20 protein-coding genes are annotated in these 17,695 nt (G+C 38.6%); 1 reads left to right on the forward strand and 19 read right to left on the reverse strand.

What is annotated here, in order from left to right:
• Positions 1–3: 3 nt before the first annotated feature.
• The 5 genes from nuoH to nuoA are packed head-to-tail and all read right to left on the reverse strand — an operon-like array spanning position 4 to position 4,136.
• Positions 4–1,005, reverse strand: a complete 1,002-nt coding sequence (nuoH, locus tag AC0ONG_RS25230; protein ID WP_000573426.1) for an NADH-quinone oxidoreductase subunit NuoH — start codon at positions 1,003–1,005, stop codon at positions 4–6.
• Entirely contained in the window at positions 1,005–2,105 is a 1,101-nt protein-coding gene (nuoD, locus tag AC0ONG_RS25235) for an NADH-quinone oxidoreductase subunit NuoD (protein WP_000621463.1), read from the reverse strand. The genes nuoH and nuoD overlap by 1 nt, the downstream gene beginning before the upstream one ends.
• Before the next feature lie 2 nt (positions 2,106–2,107).
• Positions 2,108–3,262, reverse strand: coding sequence for an NADH-quinone oxidoreductase subunit C (locus AC0ONG_RS25240; RefSeq protein ID WP_474204428.1), 1,155 nt, complete (start codon positions 3,260–3,262; stop codon positions 2,108–2,110).
• Complete coding sequence (gene nuoB / locus AC0ONG_RS25245) at positions 3,259–3,777, reverse strand: NADH-quinone oxidoreductase subunit NuoB (protein WP_000236331.1); 519 nt, start codon at positions 3,775–3,777, stop codon at positions 3,259–3,261. The genes AC0ONG_RS25240 and nuoB overlap by 4 nt, the downstream gene beginning before the upstream one ends.
• Positions 3,768–4,136: an NADH-quinone oxidoreductase subunit NuoA gene (nuoA, locus tag AC0ONG_RS25250; RefSeq protein ID WP_000179273.1), complete on the reverse strand. Its 369-nt coding sequence runs from the start codon at positions 4,134–4,136 to the stop codon at positions 3,768–3,770. The genes nuoB and nuoA overlap by 10 nt, the downstream gene beginning before the upstream one ends.
• A gap of 254 nt (positions 4,137–4,390) precedes the next feature.
• Between nuoA and AC0ONG_RS25255 the strand changes: the two genes are divergently transcribed.
• Complete coding sequence (locus tag AC0ONG_RS25255) at positions 4,391–7,120, forward strand: putative bifunctional diguanylate cyclase/phosphodiesterase (RefSeq protein ID WP_474204432.1); 2,730 nt, start codon at positions 4,391–4,393, stop codon at positions 7,118–7,120.
• Positions 7,121–7,143: 23 nt separating this feature from the next.
• Here AC0ONG_RS25255 and AC0ONG_RS25260 read toward each other — a convergent pair whose 3' ends face one another.
• From AC0ONG_RS25260 to upp, 14 genes are all read right to left on the reverse strand, one after another.
• Complete coding sequence (locus AC0ONG_RS25260; protein WP_000622481.1) at positions 7,144–7,788, reverse strand: DUF975 family protein; 645 nt, start codon at positions 7,786–7,788, stop codon at positions 7,144–7,146.
• Between the two features lie 44 nt (positions 7,789–7,832).
• The gene (locus AC0ONG_RS25265) at positions 7,833–8,618 is read right to left on the reverse strand and encodes a DUF975 family protein (protein WP_086398014.1); all 786 of its coding nucleotides are present in this window, start codon (positions 8,616–8,618) and stop codon (positions 7,833–7,835) included.
• Positions 8,619–8,756: 138 nt separating this feature from the next.
• On the reverse strand, positions 8,757–9,158 hold the full coding sequence (gene atpC / locus AC0ONG_RS25270) for a F0F1 ATP synthase subunit epsilon (RefSeq protein ID WP_000847214.1): 402 nt from the start codon (positions 9,156–9,158) through the stop codon (positions 8,757–8,759).
• A 20-nt stretch (positions 9,159–9,178) separates the two neighbouring features.
• Positions 9,179–10,585 carry a F0F1 ATP synthase subunit beta gene (gene atpD / locus AC0ONG_RS25275; RefSeq protein ID WP_001032597.1) on the reverse strand — a complete coding sequence of 469 codons (1,407 nt, stop codon included), beginning with the start codon at positions 10,583–10,585 and terminating at the stop codon, positions 9,179–9,181.
• 360 nt (positions 10,586–10,945) lie between these two features.
• Positions 10,946–11,806 (reverse strand): F0F1 ATP synthase subunit gamma, encoded by an 861-nt coding sequence (atpG, locus tag AC0ONG_RS25280; RefSeq protein ID WP_000157703.1) that lies wholly within the window; start codon positions 11,804–11,806, stop codon positions 10,946–10,948.
• 251 nt (positions 11,807–12,057) lie between these two features.
• The gene (gene atpA / locus AC0ONG_RS25285; protein WP_000027521.1) at positions 12,058–13,566 is read right to left on the reverse strand and encodes a F0F1 ATP synthase subunit alpha; all 1,509 of its coding nucleotides are present in this window, start codon (positions 13,564–13,566) and stop codon (positions 12,058–12,060) included.
• An 11-nt stretch (positions 13,567–13,577) separates the two neighbouring features.
• Positions 13,578–14,120 (reverse strand): F0F1 ATP synthase subunit delta, encoded by a 543-nt coding sequence (gene atpH, locus AC0ONG_RS25290; protein ID WP_000064682.1) that lies wholly within the window; start codon positions 14,118–14,120, stop codon positions 13,578–13,580.
• Complete coding sequence (gene atpF / locus AC0ONG_RS25295; RefSeq protein ID WP_001142615.1) at positions 14,117–14,623, reverse strand: F0F1 ATP synthase subunit B; 507 nt, start codon at positions 14,621–14,623, stop codon at positions 14,117–14,119. The genes atpH and atpF overlap by 4 nt, the downstream gene beginning before the upstream one ends.
• Positions 14,624–14,752: 129 nt before the next feature.
• On the reverse strand, positions 14,753–14,971 hold the full coding sequence (gene atpE, locus AC0ONG_RS25300) for a F0F1 ATP synthase subunit C (protein WP_000052064.1): 219 nt from the start codon (positions 14,969–14,971) through the stop codon (positions 14,753–14,755).
• Positions 14,972–15,027: 56 nt separating this feature from the next.
• On the reverse strand, positions 15,028–15,747 hold the full coding sequence (gene atpB / locus AC0ONG_RS25305) for a F0F1 ATP synthase subunit A (protein WP_000399870.1): 720 nt from the start codon (positions 15,745–15,747) through the stop codon (positions 15,028–15,030).
• A 7-nt stretch (positions 15,748–15,754) separates the two neighbouring features.
• Entirely contained in the window at positions 15,755–16,147 is a 393-nt protein-coding gene (locus tag AC0ONG_RS25310; protein WP_000567600.1) for an ATP synthase subunit I, read from the reverse strand.
• On the reverse strand, positions 16,147–16,371 hold the full coding sequence (locus AC0ONG_RS25315) for an AtpZ/AtpI family protein (RefSeq protein ID WP_001171223.1): 225 nt from the start codon (positions 16,369–16,371) through the stop codon (positions 16,147–16,149). The genes AC0ONG_RS25310 and AC0ONG_RS25315 overlap by 1 nt, the downstream gene beginning before the upstream one ends.
• Before the next feature lie 26 nt (positions 16,372–16,397).
• A complete protein-coding gene (locus tag AC0ONG_RS25320) occupies positions 16,398–16,511 on the reverse strand; it encodes a DUF4024 domain-containing protein (protein ID WP_000232961.1) in 114 nt (37 codons plus the stop codon).
• Positions 16,512–16,890: 379 nt separating this feature from the next.
• Positions 16,891–17,520, reverse strand: coding sequence for a uracil phosphoribosyltransferase (upp, locus tag AC0ONG_RS25325; RefSeq protein ID WP_000517539.1), 630 nt, complete (start codon positions 17,518–17,520; stop codon positions 16,891–16,893).
• Between the last annotated feature and the right edge of the window lie 175 nt (positions 17,521–17,695).

The following is a 17,695-nucleotide window of genomic DNA, read 5'->3' on the forward strand; positions in this document are numbered from 1 at the left end:
AGATTAGAAGAATAACTCCTTAATCAATGCCGTTAAGAAAATATTTGCAAGTGCAATCGGCAATAATACTTTCCATCCAAACTCCATTAACTGGTCACCTCTTATACGCGGGAACGTAACGCGGAACCAAATTAATAGAAAGACTACACTGCTAAATTTCAAAGCAAACCATACGGCACCTGGGATAAATCCAAGAAACATGACTGGATTCCATCCGCCTAAAAAGAGCACTGTAATTAACGATGCCATCCCGAAGAAATATACGTACTCTGAAAGCATGAAAAACGCCCAGCGAAAACCTGAGTATTCCGTATGATATCCAGAAACAAGTTCTGACTCCGCTTCTGGCAAATCGAATGGCGTCCGATTTAACTCTGCAACTGCTGCAATTAAGAAAACGACGAAGCCAATTGGCTGCACGAAAATGTACCAAACCTTCTCCTGCGCCGCTACAATCTCATTTAAATTCAGGCTACCAGCCAACAACACGATACCAATTACACTCATTACGAGCGGAATCTCATAAGAAATCATTTGCGCCGCCGCACGCATCCCTCCTAAAAGGGAATATTTATTATTCGATGCCCATCCCCCAGTTACAACACCTATCGTCGTAATACCGGAAACAGCGATATAATAAAGTAGCCCGACTCCAATATCGGCAAATTGAAATTTATCAGTGAACGGTATAACTGCCAGCACCATAAATGCTGGCGCAAATGCAATGACAGGTGCTAATATAAACAGTGGTTTATCTGCTGCTTTCGGAATACTATCTTCTTTCAATAATAGTTTTAAAACATCAGCTACCGTTTGCAGTAAACCGAATCGGCCTCCAACCTGGTTTGGTCCAATCCGCCCTTGCATAAATCCCATCACTTTCCGTTCTGCCAAAATTCCATATGTAACGAAGCCAAGGACTGCAAATAGTAGAAGCACCGCTAATCCGAAAAAAATGAAGAAATTCGTCCAGCTTGAAGGTGATTGTAAGAGCGTCTCAATCATTAGCCATCAACCTCCCCAAGTACAATATCAACTCCACCTAAAATCGTAATTAAATTAGCGATGTTTTCACCTTTCAATAACTTCGGTAAAATTTGCAAGTTATAAAAAGATGGCCTACGAAACTTCAAACGGTACGGCTCTTTCTTTCCGTCACTAGCGATGTAACAACCAATCTCTCCGCGCGGCGATTCGATACGTACAAACGCTTCTCCCTTAGGTGCCTTAATAATTTTCGGTACTTTTGCCAGCACTGCTCCATCTTTTGGGAACTGCTGAACTGCTTGCTCAACAATCTTTAAAGACTCCTCGATTTCTTGCATTCGGCAAACGTAGCGATCCCAAGCATCTCCCACGCTTCCAACAGGAATATCAAAATCAAAACGATCATAAATCGAATACGGCTCGTCTTTGCGAAGATCCCAGTTTACTCCAGTGCACCGCAAATTTGCTCCGCTTAAAGAATACGAGATCGCTTCTTCCGCGCTATATATACCAACGCCTTTCACACGATTTAAGAAAATCTCATTACCGCTAACAAGATCATGATAACCTGCCAATTGCTCTCTCATATACGGAACAAACTCTTCCACCTTTTCAATCCAACCATCTGGCGCATCCCACTTCACACCGCCAACTCTCATATAGTTAAAAGTAAGCCGTGCCCCGCATAATTCATTTAATAAATTTATAATCATCTCTCGTTCACGAAACGCGTACAAAAACGGGCTGACCGCTCCTATATCAAGAAGATTCGTCCCCCACCAAACGAGATGGCTTGCAATTCTCCCTAGCTCCATCGCAAGTACTCGCAAGTATTCGGCACGCTCCGGAATTTCAAGTCCCATCATCGTCTCTACAGCATGGCAAATGACGTAATTATTCGTCATGGCTGATAAATAGTCCATTCGATCTGTATAAGGGATAATTTGCGTATACTGTAAGCTCTCAGCGATTTTTTCCGTCCCGCGATGCAAATACCCAATAACCGGTGTAGCTTCTCTAATAATTTCCCCGTCAATCTTAATTACGAGCCTGAACACACCATGTGTACTCGGATGCTGAGGTCCTACATTCAAAAGCATCTCTTCCGTACGGATCATAGCTACACCTCCACATCATACGGTTCATAGTCTTTTCTAAGCGGATGTCCTACCCAATCATCTGGCATTAAAATACGCGTTAAATTCGGATGCCCTTTAAATACAATGCCGAGCAAATCGTATGCTTCTCGCTCCGGCCAGTCAGCCCCTTTCCAAAGCGCTGTCACAGATTCAACTTGCGGTTCTTCCCGGTCTAGCTTTACCTTCACCGCTACCGATTGTTTCTTACCATATGAAAACAAATGAACATATACTTCCATATGTGTCACAAAATCCGTCGCATGTAGCTCTGACATATAATCAAAAGCAAGTCCTTCATGGAATCGCAGTGACTCCATCACTTCATAATATTTTTCGGGATCCACCACAAGAGTCGGCACATCCTTTGACAGTTTATTAATGTAGGAATCTACTAATGCACCCTCTCCTACCTTCTCCCTAATAGCCTCAACATACTGATTTAAATACGGCTGATTTACGGACGTTTCTTCCCGCTTCGGCTCATCCTCTTTCTTACCTTCAGCTCCCTTTGTCTTCGCTCTTGCAGCCGCTGCTGCTTTCGCTTTTGCTGCTGCAATTGCCTTTGCCTTTTCATCTCCCGAATCCCCATCACCTTGCGAAGCTTTCTGCTTCGCTAATGCTGCCGCTTTTGCCTTGGCTGCTGCCACCGCCTTTGCCTTTGCTTTCGCTTTTTCTTCTTCCGTTACTTCTTCTGTTCCTTCTCTTTTCTGCTTCGCTAACGCCGCCGCTTTTGCTTTTGCTGCTACCGCTGCCTTTGCCTTTGCTTTCGCTTTTTCTTCTTCCGTTACTTCTTCTGTTCCTTCTCTTTTCTGCTTCGCTAACGCCGCCGCTTTTGCTTTTGCTGCTGCCGCTGCCTTTGCCTTCGCTTTTTCTTCTTCCGTTACTTCTTCTGTTCCTTCTCTTTTCTGCTTCGCTAACGCCGCCGCTTTTGCTTTTGCTGCTGCTGCACGTCGTTTTGCTTCTTCTATAGTAATATCATCATTTTTTGGTAGCGCTTTCTCTTTTTCTTGATTTTCTGCCTCAAGCTCACTTATTTCCGCCTCGTGTTTCGCTACAAGGCGTTTTCTCGCTTCTTCTTTTGCACGCCTAGCTGCTTCTTTTTTCAGATCCTCTAAGTCTTTGTTTGGATTACTCATTTATTCGTCACCTGCTTCCCGGTCTTTGCTTCGTAACGAATTTTTTCTTTTAATTTATTAATTCCATAAATTAAAGCAGCCGGATTTGGGGGACAACCAGGAATATACACATCAACTGGTACGATTTGGTCTACACCTTTCACAACAGCATATGAATTTACATACGGACCACCTGCTGTCGCACAAGATCCCATCGCAATAACCCATTTCGGTTCGGGCATTTGATCATATAAGCGCCGAACAATAGGAGCCATCTTCTTCGTTACTGTTCCCGATACAATCATGACGTCCGATTGTCTTGGTGAAGTCCGAAAAAATGACCCAAATCGATCTAAATCGTAATGTGATGAGCCTACTCCCATCATTTCAATTGCACAGCACGCCAGTCCGAATGTCATCGGCCATAAAGAATTGCTCCTCGCCCATCCTTTCAACTGCTCCAATGTAGAAAAAAAGATATTTCGTTCTAATTCTGCTCGCTCATTTGGATGTAATTCCTCAAAATTTATAACCATTGTAACACCTTCTTTTTCCAAGCATACGCTAATCCAACTAGCAACATTACAACAAAGATGAGCATTTCAATTAATGCAAATAAACCTAGCTTGTCATACGCAACAGCCCAAGGATATAAAAATAAAGTTTCTACATCAAAGATCACAAACAATAAAGCGAAAATATAATAACGAGCATGAAACCGAATATTTGCATCATGAAACGGCTCAATTCCACTCTCATACGTCGTCGCCTTTGCTGCACTTGGCTTATTTGGGCGCAGCATCCTTCCTAATGTAAGAGCCACTACCGGCAGCAATATACCTAATAGCAAGAAAATCAAAACGATCATATAACTATTTTCATATACACTTGCCATTGTGAAACCCTCCCCCCTAAATTAAGAACAAGTTCACATAGTAAACAATATGTCCTAGTTGCAGTAATTATTATTTTTAAATTTTTCTAAATAATGCAACTATTCTAATCATTATAACAAACTTCAAATTCCTATGTCGATATGTTGGGAGACAGAAACAAGAATTATTAAAATCTATTTTTACAACTCGCTATAACTGTGCAAAATAAATATAAAACTTATATACGCTTTTCAAGAAACCGTAGGTGATATAAATGAAAAAACAAACACATGTAAGTATTCTTATAAGCATTGTATTGCTGTCTATAACGATTCACTACGTAGCGATGCTTTTTCTATATGAATATTCATTTCCTTTTCAGCTATTAATCGGAATGAGTACCCTATTAATTGATATTATCGCTTGTAGTTATATACTTTACTTTTCAAACATGAAAGAAGGGCTATCTCGTTTATTTTGGATTATATTATCCGTTGGAGCTCTCTCTTATTTTATCGGTGATATAGTCGTTGCCTATCAGCGTTTAATTGTAAAGGACTTCTATACGTTCGTTGATCCATCTGACCTTTTTTACTTACTTTTTTTAGTTACTTTTGCATTTGCCTTTCTATACGAAATCATTTATAACCGAGATTTATTAGAAAAACTTTTTATGCTATGTGATATTTGTATTATCGTTACAGCCCAATTTACTTTAAGTTACTACTTACTTATTGAACGAACCATTCACGTTTTTACAACATCCTATATCGACATATTTGTTCAACTTACCTATCCAATGGTTGATTTACTCTTTCTCTTAATAGGAATCAATCTTTTATTCAAACCACTATCCTTATTACCTAAAAAGGTTGGTGCGCTTCTTAGCAGTGCTTTAATTTTATATGCTACTACAGATGCGATTTATGCTTATATAAAATACTTCATACCAGAGTATTCTATGTTTACAGTTACTCCTTTCTATCAAGTAACCTTAGTACTAGTAGCAATCGCCTGTATTCTCCATACAAAAGAACCTGAACAACAAGAGCAAGTACTACTAACACCTAAAATTGGTGAATCAATCCGATTATCATTGCCTTATATTTCAGTAATAACACTTATTCTTTTTATATTAGTTGAATACGTCTTTGGGCCTATTATAGTAATTGGTCTTATAATAACTTTCTCTTTCGTTCTCATACGTCATAGTTTAGTTCGAAAACAAAATAAAATATTATTGCTAGCTCAAATGCAATTCAACTCAGAACTCGAGAAACAAATTAAACTACGTACAGAAGATTTAGTAGAACAGAAAAATGAACTCTATCATAATCAACAAATGTTTAAATCTTTATACGAGCATCATCCAGATCCAATCTTCACATTAGATTTATACGGCAATTTTCTCAAAGTAAATAACGCTGGTACTACTTTACTCGGTTATCAAACGAATGAATTATTAAACCAGCCTTACTATTCACTCATATACGAAGAAGATTTAGAAGAAATGATTAATTCCTTTCATCGTGTAAAAAAGGGACATTCTATCTCTTTAGAAATACGGGCGTATCATAAAAACAGAGATATTTACTACTTGCACGTTACCGCCGTACCGATCTTTTTAAAAGAGAAAATTTCTGGGGTTTATTTAATGATTAAAGATATTACGGAAAGCAAACAACAGCAAGAACAGATTAATTTTCTAGCATACCATGATACTTTAACAGAGCTTGCAAATCGTCGTGCATTTCATCAACATTTGGAACAGGCAATTGCACGAGCAAAAATATCGAAAAAGCCTTTTGCTGTTATGTTTCTCGACCTAGACCGTTTTAAAGTTATTAATGATACCCTCGGTCATCGAGTAGGAGACCTATTGCTCATCGCAGTAGCAAAAAGGCTCGAAAGAATATCAACATCAAATATGAAACTCGCGCGGCTAGCTGGAGATGAGTTCACAATCCTTATCGAAAATTACAAAAAAAAGCCAGATGTCCAAAAAATGGCTGATATAATTGTAGCGGCCATGAATGAGCCATTTGAAATCGAAAATCAACATTTACAAATCTCACCGAGTATCGGAATTGCAATATATCCTGAAGCAGGTGAAGATCCGCTATCCATTTTGCAGCATGCTGATATGGCCATGTACGAAGCAAAAAATAAAGGAAAAAACGGTAGCTCTCTTTACACGAAAGAACTATATAAAAAAATGGAACGAAAAGCTCGAATTGAAAAAGATCTGCCAATTGCTTTAGTAAACAAAGAATTTCATCTCGTCTATCAACCACAAATTGATACGGCAACAAATAAAATCATCGGCGCTGAAGCTTTAATACGTTGGAAACACCCACTATTAGGTGATATTTCACCATGTGAGTTTATTCCAATTGTAGAAGAGACGCCACAAGTAGTCCCACTTGGACATTGGGTATTACAAGAAGCTTGTCTCCAATTAAAAATATGGCATATCCTTGGCTACCAAAATTTAAAAATAAGTGTTAATTTATCCGCAAAAGAGTTCCGGCAAGATCAATTAATCGAAAACATTTCACAAATATTAAACAACGTAAGCGTCGACCCAAAATATGTCACACTTGAGTTAACAGAAAGAATTGCAATGATTGACGAGAAAGAAACGTTATTAAGACTGAAGCAATTAAAAGAATACGGTATCCAAACTTCCATTGATGACTTCGGTACTGGGTATTCTTCTCTTGCTTATTTATCAATTTTTCCAATCGACACATTAAAAGTACCGAGAGAATTCACACAATTAGCCGATCATCGTCCTGAAGAACGAGCCATCGTTTCTACAATCCTTTCCCTCGCAAATACTTTAAATCTTTCAGTCGTTGCCGAAGGAATTGAAACCGAAAAACAGCTTAAGTTTCTGCAAAAACATAACTGTAAATATATGCAAGGTTACTATTTCAGTAAACCACTTACTAGTAATCAATTTATAAAGTTTCTACAAAAAACCCCCAGTATGAACAAATAATTCATACTGGGGGTTTTATAGTGCTAAATTTTTTTCTCATAATATTCTTCTGCGATTTCTTCGTAAAAAGCCGCAGATGTTGTGTAGAAATATGGAATTAACCATAAGAATCCAATCCCTAACGTAATACAACTCAATATAAACCAACCGATAAAACTTAAACATAAAATGAAATACTCCATCTTATGCCCATCCATCATACGACGGCTTTCTGTAATAGCTTGATTTATGGAATACTCAGGATGATCATTTATTATAAAGTACGTCATTGCATAAGAGAATGATTTAATGATGCCTGGAATAATAAATAGTAAAAACCATAAGAAAATATAAATGTTCACTACTATATATAATAAAAATGACTTTATAAACTTACTTCCTGCCGTAAACCATCTAAATATATGCCCAATACGCGCGTCTTTTTCTCGAATTATATGTAGCGCTAAATAATAGCCACCTAACGTTAATGGACCTACCATAAAAGTTGTAATAATATCTACTATCATGGAGTTTTTCATATCTTCCCAACCCAAAATTTGTGTAAACGAAAAATCAACAATAAAGTTAAAAGTGATCATTAGAACAGAAATAAGTAATGTGGCTCCGACTGCTAATCCCCATTTCCCTTCTAATGAATCTAGTGCTTCTCCTTTTAGATCACTAATCATATTTAGCCTCCTATACACAATAATTCTATTAGTATAGCATGTTTCTATTGCAATTCACCTTTTGAGATGTAGCGATAAAAGTGTGCTGTCGTTGTACTCATATACGGACTAAGCCAAAGAAAGCCTATTCCAAAAGTAAGAAGCGCTAAAATAGCCCATCCTATGAAGCTCAGCCATAAAAGAAACAAATCTAACTTATGCCCCTTCATAAGATTCTTACATTCCTTCATCGCCTGCGAAACACTATATTCTGGATTTTCAATCATTACATAGTACGTCAGCGCATAAGAAAAATACATCACAATCATACCAACAATTGAAATCGCTAATAGCACGAAGAAAGCTATTGCAAATGACGTATTCCCTTCTTCACCTAACAATGCAAATAAGCCTATTAACAGCATCGGAATCCATATACCTGTATATAACAAAATTGCAAGCATTGCCCACATTGTTTTCATCATTCTTTTAAAACCACGAAATCCTTCAAATAAGTGATCTACTTTAGCATCTTCTCGTTTACTAATCTGTAAAAATACATTTGTATAACCATATGATGTAATCCCATACGATGCGTTACTCAAAATTATCATAATGCAATAAAAAATCCCAAAGGTAATACCTGCTCCAATTGACATCGTTTCCTCTTCAAATGATCCAGTTAAACTTACAACTGAGAGAAATATAATAATTCCTGGAATTAATAGTATAAGCATTGCAGCCATCGAAACGACATAACTTAAAATAAAATATAAAATTGTTGACCCAACACCTAGTCCCCATTTTCCCTTTAAAGAGTACAATGCTTCTCGTTTCATTTCACCAATCATTGATTCATCCCCTTCATAAAATATAAATTGTTGTACACTTCTACTTATACAAGCATCAATATAATTATACCAGTTTTGTAAAATTCTCCATAAAATAGACAAAAAAATCCGTAAAGGCAAGGGCCCTTACGGATTTTTTTACTTCATATCAGAAACGTTTAAACGGTTCACGGCACGTTGCAAGGCCATTTCTGCACGTTTAAAGTCAACATGTGCTTGTTTATCTTGCATACGTTGCTCAGCGCGACGCTTCGCTTCATTTGCACGATGGATATCGATATGGTTTGCTTCTTCAGCAGATGATGATAATACAGTCACTTTATCTGGACGAACTTCGATAAAGCCACCGCTTACTGCTACATAATCAGTGTGTCCACCATTTTTCAGACGAACTGCACTAATTTTTAATGGTGCAACAGTTGGAATGTGACCTGGTAAGATCCCCATTTCCCCACTCTCTGCTTTTACACTTACCATTTCTACTTCTTTTTCGTAAACCGGTCCATCAGGAGTTACAATACTGACTGGAAATGTCTTCATACTTCGTCCCTCCTAAGGCCTTACGCCATCATTTTCTTCGCGTTTTCAATAACTTCTTCAATGCCACCTACTAAGCGGAATGCATCTTCTGGAAGGTCATCATATTTTCCTTCTAGAATTTCTTTGAAACCACTAACTGTATTTTTTACAGGTACGTAAGAACCTTTTTGACCTGTAAACTGCTCAGCTACGTGGAAGTTTTGAGATAAGAAGAATTGAATACGACGAGCACGATGTACAACTAACTTATCTTCTTCAGATAACTCATCCATACCTAAGATAGCGATGATATCTTGAAGTTCTTTATAACGTTGTAAAGTTTGTTGTACTTGACGAGCTACTTCATAATGTTCTTCTCCTACGATTTCTGGAGACAGTGCACGAGATGTAGATGCTAATGGATCTACGGCTGGGTAAATACCCATTTGTGTTAAACGACGCTCTAAGTTTGTTGTTGCATCTAAGTGAGCGAACGTTGTAGCTGGTGCTGGGTCAGTATAGTCATCGGCTGGTACATATACCGCTTGGATAGACGTGATAGACCCTTTATTTGTAGATGTAATACGCTCTTGTAATTGACCCATTTCTGTTGCAAGTGTTGGTTGGTAACCTACCGCAGATGGCATACGACCAAGAAGGGCAGATACTTCAGAACCCGCTTGCGTGAAACGGAAGATGTTATCGATGAACAGAAGTACGTCTTGTCCTTGCTCATCACGGAAATGCTCAGCCATTGTTAAACCTGTTAATGCAACACGTTGACGTGCTCCAGGTGGCTCGTTCATTTGTCCGAATACCATCGCAGTTTTCTTGATTACGCCAGAATCGCTCATTTCGTGGTATAAGTCATTACCCTCACGAGTACGCTCACCTACACCAGCGAATACAGAGATACCACCGTGCTCTTGTGCGATGTTGTTAATTAATTCCTGAATTAATACTGTTTTACCTACACCGGCACCACCGAATAGGCCGATCTTACCACCCTTAATGTAAGGAGCAAGTAAGTCTACTACTTTAATACCAGTTTCAAGAATTTCTACTTTAGTAGATAATTCTTCGAATGCAGGTGCTTGACGGTGAATTGGATCACGGTGTACATCCGCAGGAAGTTCACCATCTAAGTCAATTGCATCACCTAATACGTTGAATACACGTCCAAGTGTTACATCACCAACTGGTACAGAAATTGCTTTACCAGTATCTTCTACTTCTGTGCCACGAACAAGTCCATCTGTGGAAGACATCGCAACTGTACGAACTGTATCATCACCTAAATGAAGTGCAACTTCAAATGTTAAGTTCATGCTTCCGTTTTCGTTGCTTTGTTTTACCGTAAGGGCGTTGTAGATTTCTGGTAGCTTTCCGCCATCAAACTTAACGTCTACAACCGGACCCATGATTTGCGTAACGCGCCCTTTATTCATCGGGTTCCCTCCTAGCTTTCTTTTAATTAGCCAGCTTTCTAAGAGAAGTTGGCTTTTAATTTTTTATTAGTTTAGCTTACGCGACTCTTTTAAAAGAGCCGCTTCCGCTTTTTATTGAATCTAGCTCCGGTGGCTAGAAGGGTCGGTCATTTCACCCCTTCCTACGAGGCAAAGAACGCCTCTTTGTCAGGAGTTCCAATGCCCTTCCCTTCTGAGCAAGTCACCTACGCTTTTTATTGAATCTAGCTCCGGCGGTTAGAATGTTCGGTGGCTTCGCTTTTTCCTACGAGGCACAAATCGCCTCTACGTCAAAAGCTCCATCTCCCTCTCATTCTGAACGAACCGCTTCCGCTTTTAATACTATTCTAACGCTGCTGCTCCACCAACGATTTCCGTAATTTCTTGCGTAATCGCTGCCTGACGCGCACGGTTGAATGAAAGTGTAAGTGAATCGATAACTTCCATTGCGTTGTCTGTAGCACTCTTCATTGCTGTCATACGCGCTGCGTGCTCACTTGCTTTACCATCTAGTAATGCACCGTACACTAAGCTTTCTGCGTATTGTGGCAATAGTACTTTTAAAATCTCTTCTTCAGAAGGTTCGAATTCATAAGCTGTCGTCGGTTTATCAGACGCCACATCAGTAAGCGGTAAAATTTTATTTTCCGTTACTTCTTGTGAAATTTTACTTACGTAATGGTTGTAGTAAATATACAGCTCATCATAAGCACCATCTGCAAACATCGCAATTGCTCGAGAAGCAAGATCTTTAATATCAGTAAATGATGGGTGGTCAGATAATCCAACTACTTCATCAATGATGTTAAAGCCGCGACGTTTTAAATAATCACGTCCTAGTCGTCCAAGCACAATAATTGAATATTGGTTTGAATCCATATTATGACGTTCACGAATTACGTTACTCACTGTACGTAATACGTTACTGTTATAACCACCTGCTAGTCCGCGATCAGATGTAATAACGATGTATCCTGTACGCTTTACAGGACGCGCATTTAGCATCGGATGATTAATTCCTTTACTTCCTTGCGCAATGCTCGCTACTACTTCTTGAATCTTTTCCATATACGGAACGAAAGATTTAGCATTTTGTTCTGCACGGTTTAACTTAGATGCAGATACCATCTCCATCGCTTTCGTAATTTGACTCGTTTTCTTTGTCGAGGTAATCTTCGCTTTTATATCGCGTAAAGATGCCACAGGTTTTCACCACCTTTTTTCCGGAAGTTGGCACGATTAGTAAGAATCCTCTTCCTAATCTACGTTGCAAGATATTCTTGCTCATGATTGAAGGAAAAGAATAGGTGCACCTACTCTTTTCCTTTACATAACCGTCAGCAATCTCAAAGATTGAGATGCCTATATATATTATTATCTAGCTCCAGCGGCTTGAATGTTCGGTGGCTTCACTTCTTCCCCCTCACATTCAGGACGAGCCACTTCCGCTTTTATTACTCAGAAGCTACGAATACTTTTTTAAATCCGTTAATTGCTGCTGCAAATTTGTCGTCATCCGCAAGTTTCTTAGTTGTGCGGATTTCTTCTAATAAGTCAGTCGCATTAGAATCTAACCAAGCATGGAATTCTTCTTCGAAACGAGTGATATCTACTACTGGGATATCATCTAGGAATCCACGTGTTAAAGCGTAAAGAATGATAACTTGTTTCTCTACACGTAACGGTTTGTGTAATCCTTGTTTTAATACCTCAACAGTACGAGCACCACGGTTTAGTTTCGCTTGAGTTGCTTTATCAAGGTCAGAGCCGAACTGAGCGAACGCTTCTAACTCACGGTAAGATGCAAGGTCAAGACGAAGTGTACCTGATACTTTACTCATTGCTTTAATCTGAGCAGATCCACCAACACGAGATACAGAAGTACCCGCATCGATCGCTGGACGTACGCCAGAGAAGAATAGGTCAGATTGTAAGAAGATTTGTCCATCCGTAATAGAAATTACGTTTGTTGGGATGTAAGCTGATACGTCCCCTGCTTGTGTTTCGATGAAAGGTAGTGCAGTTAAAGAACCGCCGCCTCTTGCATCACTTAATTTTGCTGCACGCTCTAATAAGCGAGAATGTAAGTAGAATACATCCCCTGGATAAGCTTCACGACCTGGAGGACGACGTAATAGTAATGACAGCTCACGGTAAGCCGCTGCTTGTTTTGATAAGTCATCATATACTACTAATACGTGTTTACCATTGTACATGAACTCTTCACCCATTGTTACACCAGCATAAGGAGCTAAGTATAATAATGGAGCTGGTTGAGAAGCAGATGCAGTTACAACGATTGTGTACTCTAATGCACCGTGCTTACGTAGTGTTTCTACTACGTTACGTACAGTTGATTCTTTTTGTCCGATAGCTACATAGATACAAATCATATCTTCATCTTTTTGGTTAATGATTGTATCAAGTGCAACTGCTGTTTTACCAGTTTGACGGTCACCGATGATTAACTCACGTTGACCACGGCCAATTGGTACAAGAGCATCGATCGCTTTAATACCTGTTTGAAGTGGCTCATGAACAGATTTACGATCCATTACACCTGGTGCTGGACTTTCGATTGGACGAGTGTTTGTTGTATTGATTGGGCCTAAACCATCAACTGGTTGACCTAATGGGTTTACAACACGACCAATTAGTTCTTTTCCTACTGGTACTTGCATGATGCGACCAGTACGACGAACTTCGTCACCTTCACGGATTTCTGTGTAAGGTCCTAAAATGATAATACCTACGTTGTTTTCCTCTAAGTTTTGTGCTAGTCCCATAACGCCGTTAGAGAACTCTACAAGTTCACCAGCCATAACGTTATCAAGACCATGAGCACGCGCAATACCGTCACCAACTTGGATAACTGTACCAACATCACTAACTTCGATTTCAGACTGATAGTTCTCGATTTGTTGCTTTATCAGTGCGCTAATTTCTTCAGCTCTGATGCTCATGTGCTTCACCCCTATCTATTCTTCATTAATTCACGCTGAATACGTGCTAATTTTCCTTGTAAACTTCCGTCATAAATGCGATTTCCAATACGTACTTTAATTCCGCCTAGTAAATCTTCATCTACAACATTTTTCACGCGAATTGCATCTTTTCCCGTTCTCTTTGCAAATGCTTCTGCAATGTTAAGCTTCTCTTCTTCAGATAGAAGACGAATAGAATATACAGTTGCATCCGCTACGTTACGTTCTTCATTAGCAAGAACAACATATTCATCTGCAATTTCAGGTAAGATATCAATACGCTTGTTATCAATTAAAATATATAACGTATTTAAAATTGATTCAGAAACAGATCCGAATACGTTTGCAAGAAACGTTTTCTTCTGCTCTTTTGAAATGTTTGGTTGCGTTAAAAAGCTATGTAGTTCCCCGTTCTTTACATAAACGTTTTGTACAAGGCGTAATTCTTCTTCAAACATTTCTAATACGTGTTTTTCTTTTGCAATTTTAAAAAGAGCGACAGCATAACGTTTTGCTACAATCCCATTGCTCATCGCGCTTCTCCTACTTCTTTAATATAATCGCGAATTAACTTAACTTGATCTTCTTCTTTTAATTCTTTTTCAATTACTTTAGAAGCAATTTGAACAGATAAAGAAGCGACTTGTTCTTGTAAAGCAGCAATTGCTTGCTCTTTTTCGCGTTGAATTTCTTGTACAGCAGATGCTTTAATTGATTCTGCTTCTTCTTTCGCAGCAGCAACAATCACATCTTTTTGATCTACAGCTTGTTTTTTCGCTCTTTCGATTAACTCTTGTGCTTCAACACGCGATTGTTTTAACATTTCACGTTGTTCTTCTACTAACTTCTTCGCTTCAGCGTTACTTCTTTCTGCAGCGTCGATTTCATTAGTAACATGCTCTTCACGTTCTTTCATAATTCCCATTAAAGGACCCCACGCAAATTTGCGTAGCATTACTAATAGAATTAAGAAAATGAACAATGTATAAGCAATCGTTCCAAATGGAATGGCAGCTCCTAATAATAAAGTTGGCACAAGGATTCACTCCCTTCAAAATATCTAAATTGATCATATGAAAAAAAAAGACATACGTTTCGTTCATAAAGCAATGGCGAAGAAAGTTCGGAAAAACACTCTTCGCCATCTATGTAAGGGGAGTCTCCCTTATTTGTTCATTACGATGAATGCAATAACTACACCGATGATTGGAAGTGCCTCAACTAAAGCAACCCCGATGAACATAATTGTTTGAAGTGCGCCTTTTAATTCTGGTTGACGAGCAACACCTTCGATTGTACGTGATACGATAAGACCGTTACCAATACCTGCACCTAATGCTGATAAACCAATTGCAATTGCAGCTGCGATTACACCTAAACTCATTTAATTTGTCCTCCTTTGTATTATAAAAAAATAAATTTTTTCTTACTTAAATTATATTAATGGTCATGACTTACTTTATGAGCCATATAAACCATCGTTAACATAACGAAAATAAATGCTTGGATTGATCCAACGAATACACTGAATCCCATCCATGCTAACATCGGTACAAGCGCACCTAATGCTCCAAGGAATGATGCCCCGCCTAACTTAGCAAGTAATCCTAATAAGATCTCACCTGCATAAATGTTACCGAATAAACGAAGACCTAACGTTAATGTGTTAGCAAACTCTTCAATAACCTTTAATGGGAATAAGAATTTCATAGGTTGGAAATAACCTTTAACATACTCTTTCGTACCCTTCATCTTAATTCCATAATAATGGGTGAGGGTAACTACCATCACGGCTAATGTTAATGTAACTGCTGGATCAGACGTTGGTGACCTCCACCATGCAATATGTTCGCCAGCTTCAGTTGCTGAATACATGAATGGTAAACCAAGGAAGTTCGATACGATGATAAACATGATAAGCGTAACGCCAAGCGTTAAGAAACGTCCACCTGTTTTCCAGTCCATCGTACTATTGATAATCCCTTTCACGAAGTCAAACACCCATTCCATGAAGTTTTGCATCCCGGTTGGGCGAAGGGCTAAGCTGCGAGTTCCGATAACAGCGATTAAGAAAACAATAACTGCTGCTACAGTAACCATCATAACTGATGACAAATCGAACGTTAAACCTAGAAATTCAACTAATTTACCGTGTTCCACTAGTAATTCACCTCTCTTCCCTGCTCTTATACTCTAAATAAAGAAAATCTATGATCATGACAAGGTATCCTGTCAGCAATCCTACACCTAAGCCCCACATCGCAATTAACTCTTGATATTTGGCTGCAAATAAAATTAATAACCCAATCGTGGCGAATCTTGAATATGTACTTACAGCTGTCGCCTTAAACTTCACGTTTTCTCCATTTGTTACGCGATCTAACAGCTTGTCTGTTCTACGTGCAATGATGCGCAAACTAAGAAAACTGAAAATCGTTCCGATAATCAGCCCAAGAAATACATCCTTGTAAGAGGTAAATCCCCATCCTAGCACTAGAAGCGCAAGCAAGTAGTACATATATTTCTTTTGTCTTTGGACAAGTCCATGTACGTCTATCATCATTGCTCTCCCGAATAGTAATGTCGAATGAGTCGAATCATTGCGTATACCCCTGTTCCTAACCCGAGTAATAACCCTATAATAAGAAACAATGGAAACGTTCCAACCTTATTATCAATCCACTGCCCACCAAAGATTCCAACAAGTATAGAACCGACTAATTGAGCAAGAATTCCTGACATTAAAGCATATGCTTTTATATGGCTGCGATCGTTTTTTTGCAAGGATTCATCCCTCCAATATGTAACCCTCATTCACGATGTGTTAATAATAACTCATTTTTTTGCATAAATCCTATACAAAACAAAAAGTTTACATTTTCGTCACGGAATAGATGTATTTTTGTCACTGAAAGCCCTACCATCTATCCCCGTTGTTAGCATACAATAGGGTATTAACAGTGTCAACGAGAAATCGTAAAAAATCTAAAAATTTGAGTATTAGGCATTTCCTCCCAAAAATGAAAACGTTCCCCTTCTAAATACTGGTTACATATATGCAATTTCTAACAGTTTTCTCTTTATAATAGAAGGAAATGTTCACAAGTTTGTCACTATTATATTTTCGAGATATAACGCTTTTCTTCCATAATATAGTGTTCCTCAGACGTAAGACTTCTATATTATATGTGATGTGTATGCAACTTATGTTGTATATACAATGTATATTTATCCTCTCCCCTCCCCTACTTGCTTACAGCAAAAAAAAACGAGCAGGGGAATCTCCCCTGCTCGTCAGTTGTCTTACTTCGTTCCGAATAAACGGTCACCAGCATCACCAAGACCTGGTACTACATATCCGTGGTCATTTAATTTCTCATCTAATGCTGCTACATAAATATCAACATCGGGATGTTCTTCTTGTACTACTTTTACCCCTTCTGGAGCTGCAACGATACACATTAATTTAATTTGTTTCGCACCGCGCTTTTTCAGAGAGTTAATTGCTTCAGCCGCAGAACCACCTGTTGCTAGCATCGGATCTAGTACGATAAAGTCACGCTCTTCTACATCCGTTGGAAGTTTCACATAGTATTCTACCGGTTGCAATGTTTTAGGGTCACGGTATAAACCAACGTGTCCTACTTTTGCTGCTGGAATTAATTTCAGAATTCCATCAACCATTCCTAAACCTGCACGTAAAATCGGAATTAAACCAAGTTTTTTACCAGCGATCACTTTTGTTGTCGCTTTGCTTACAGGCGTTTCAATTTCAATATCCTTAAGCGGAAGGTCGCGAGTAATTTCGAAAGCCATTAAGCTTGCTACTTCGTCCACTAATTCACGAAAATCTTTCGTACCTGTATTCTTATCGCGAATATATGTAATCTTATGTTGAATTAACGGGTGATCAAATACATACAGTTTTCCCATGTGAATCTCTCCTTTAGATGATATTCATGCGTTTGCACGCTTTTTTACACTATTTACGATTGTAAAGAAAACGCTACTAATATTCAAGGGCAAATTTGGCAAAATCATGATTTTACGATGAATCTATCTAGTATCTTTACCAATTATGGGAGCTGTATCCTTCATTATATCGCCA

It is taken from the genome of Bacillus sp. TCT6 (assembly GCF_056033845.1).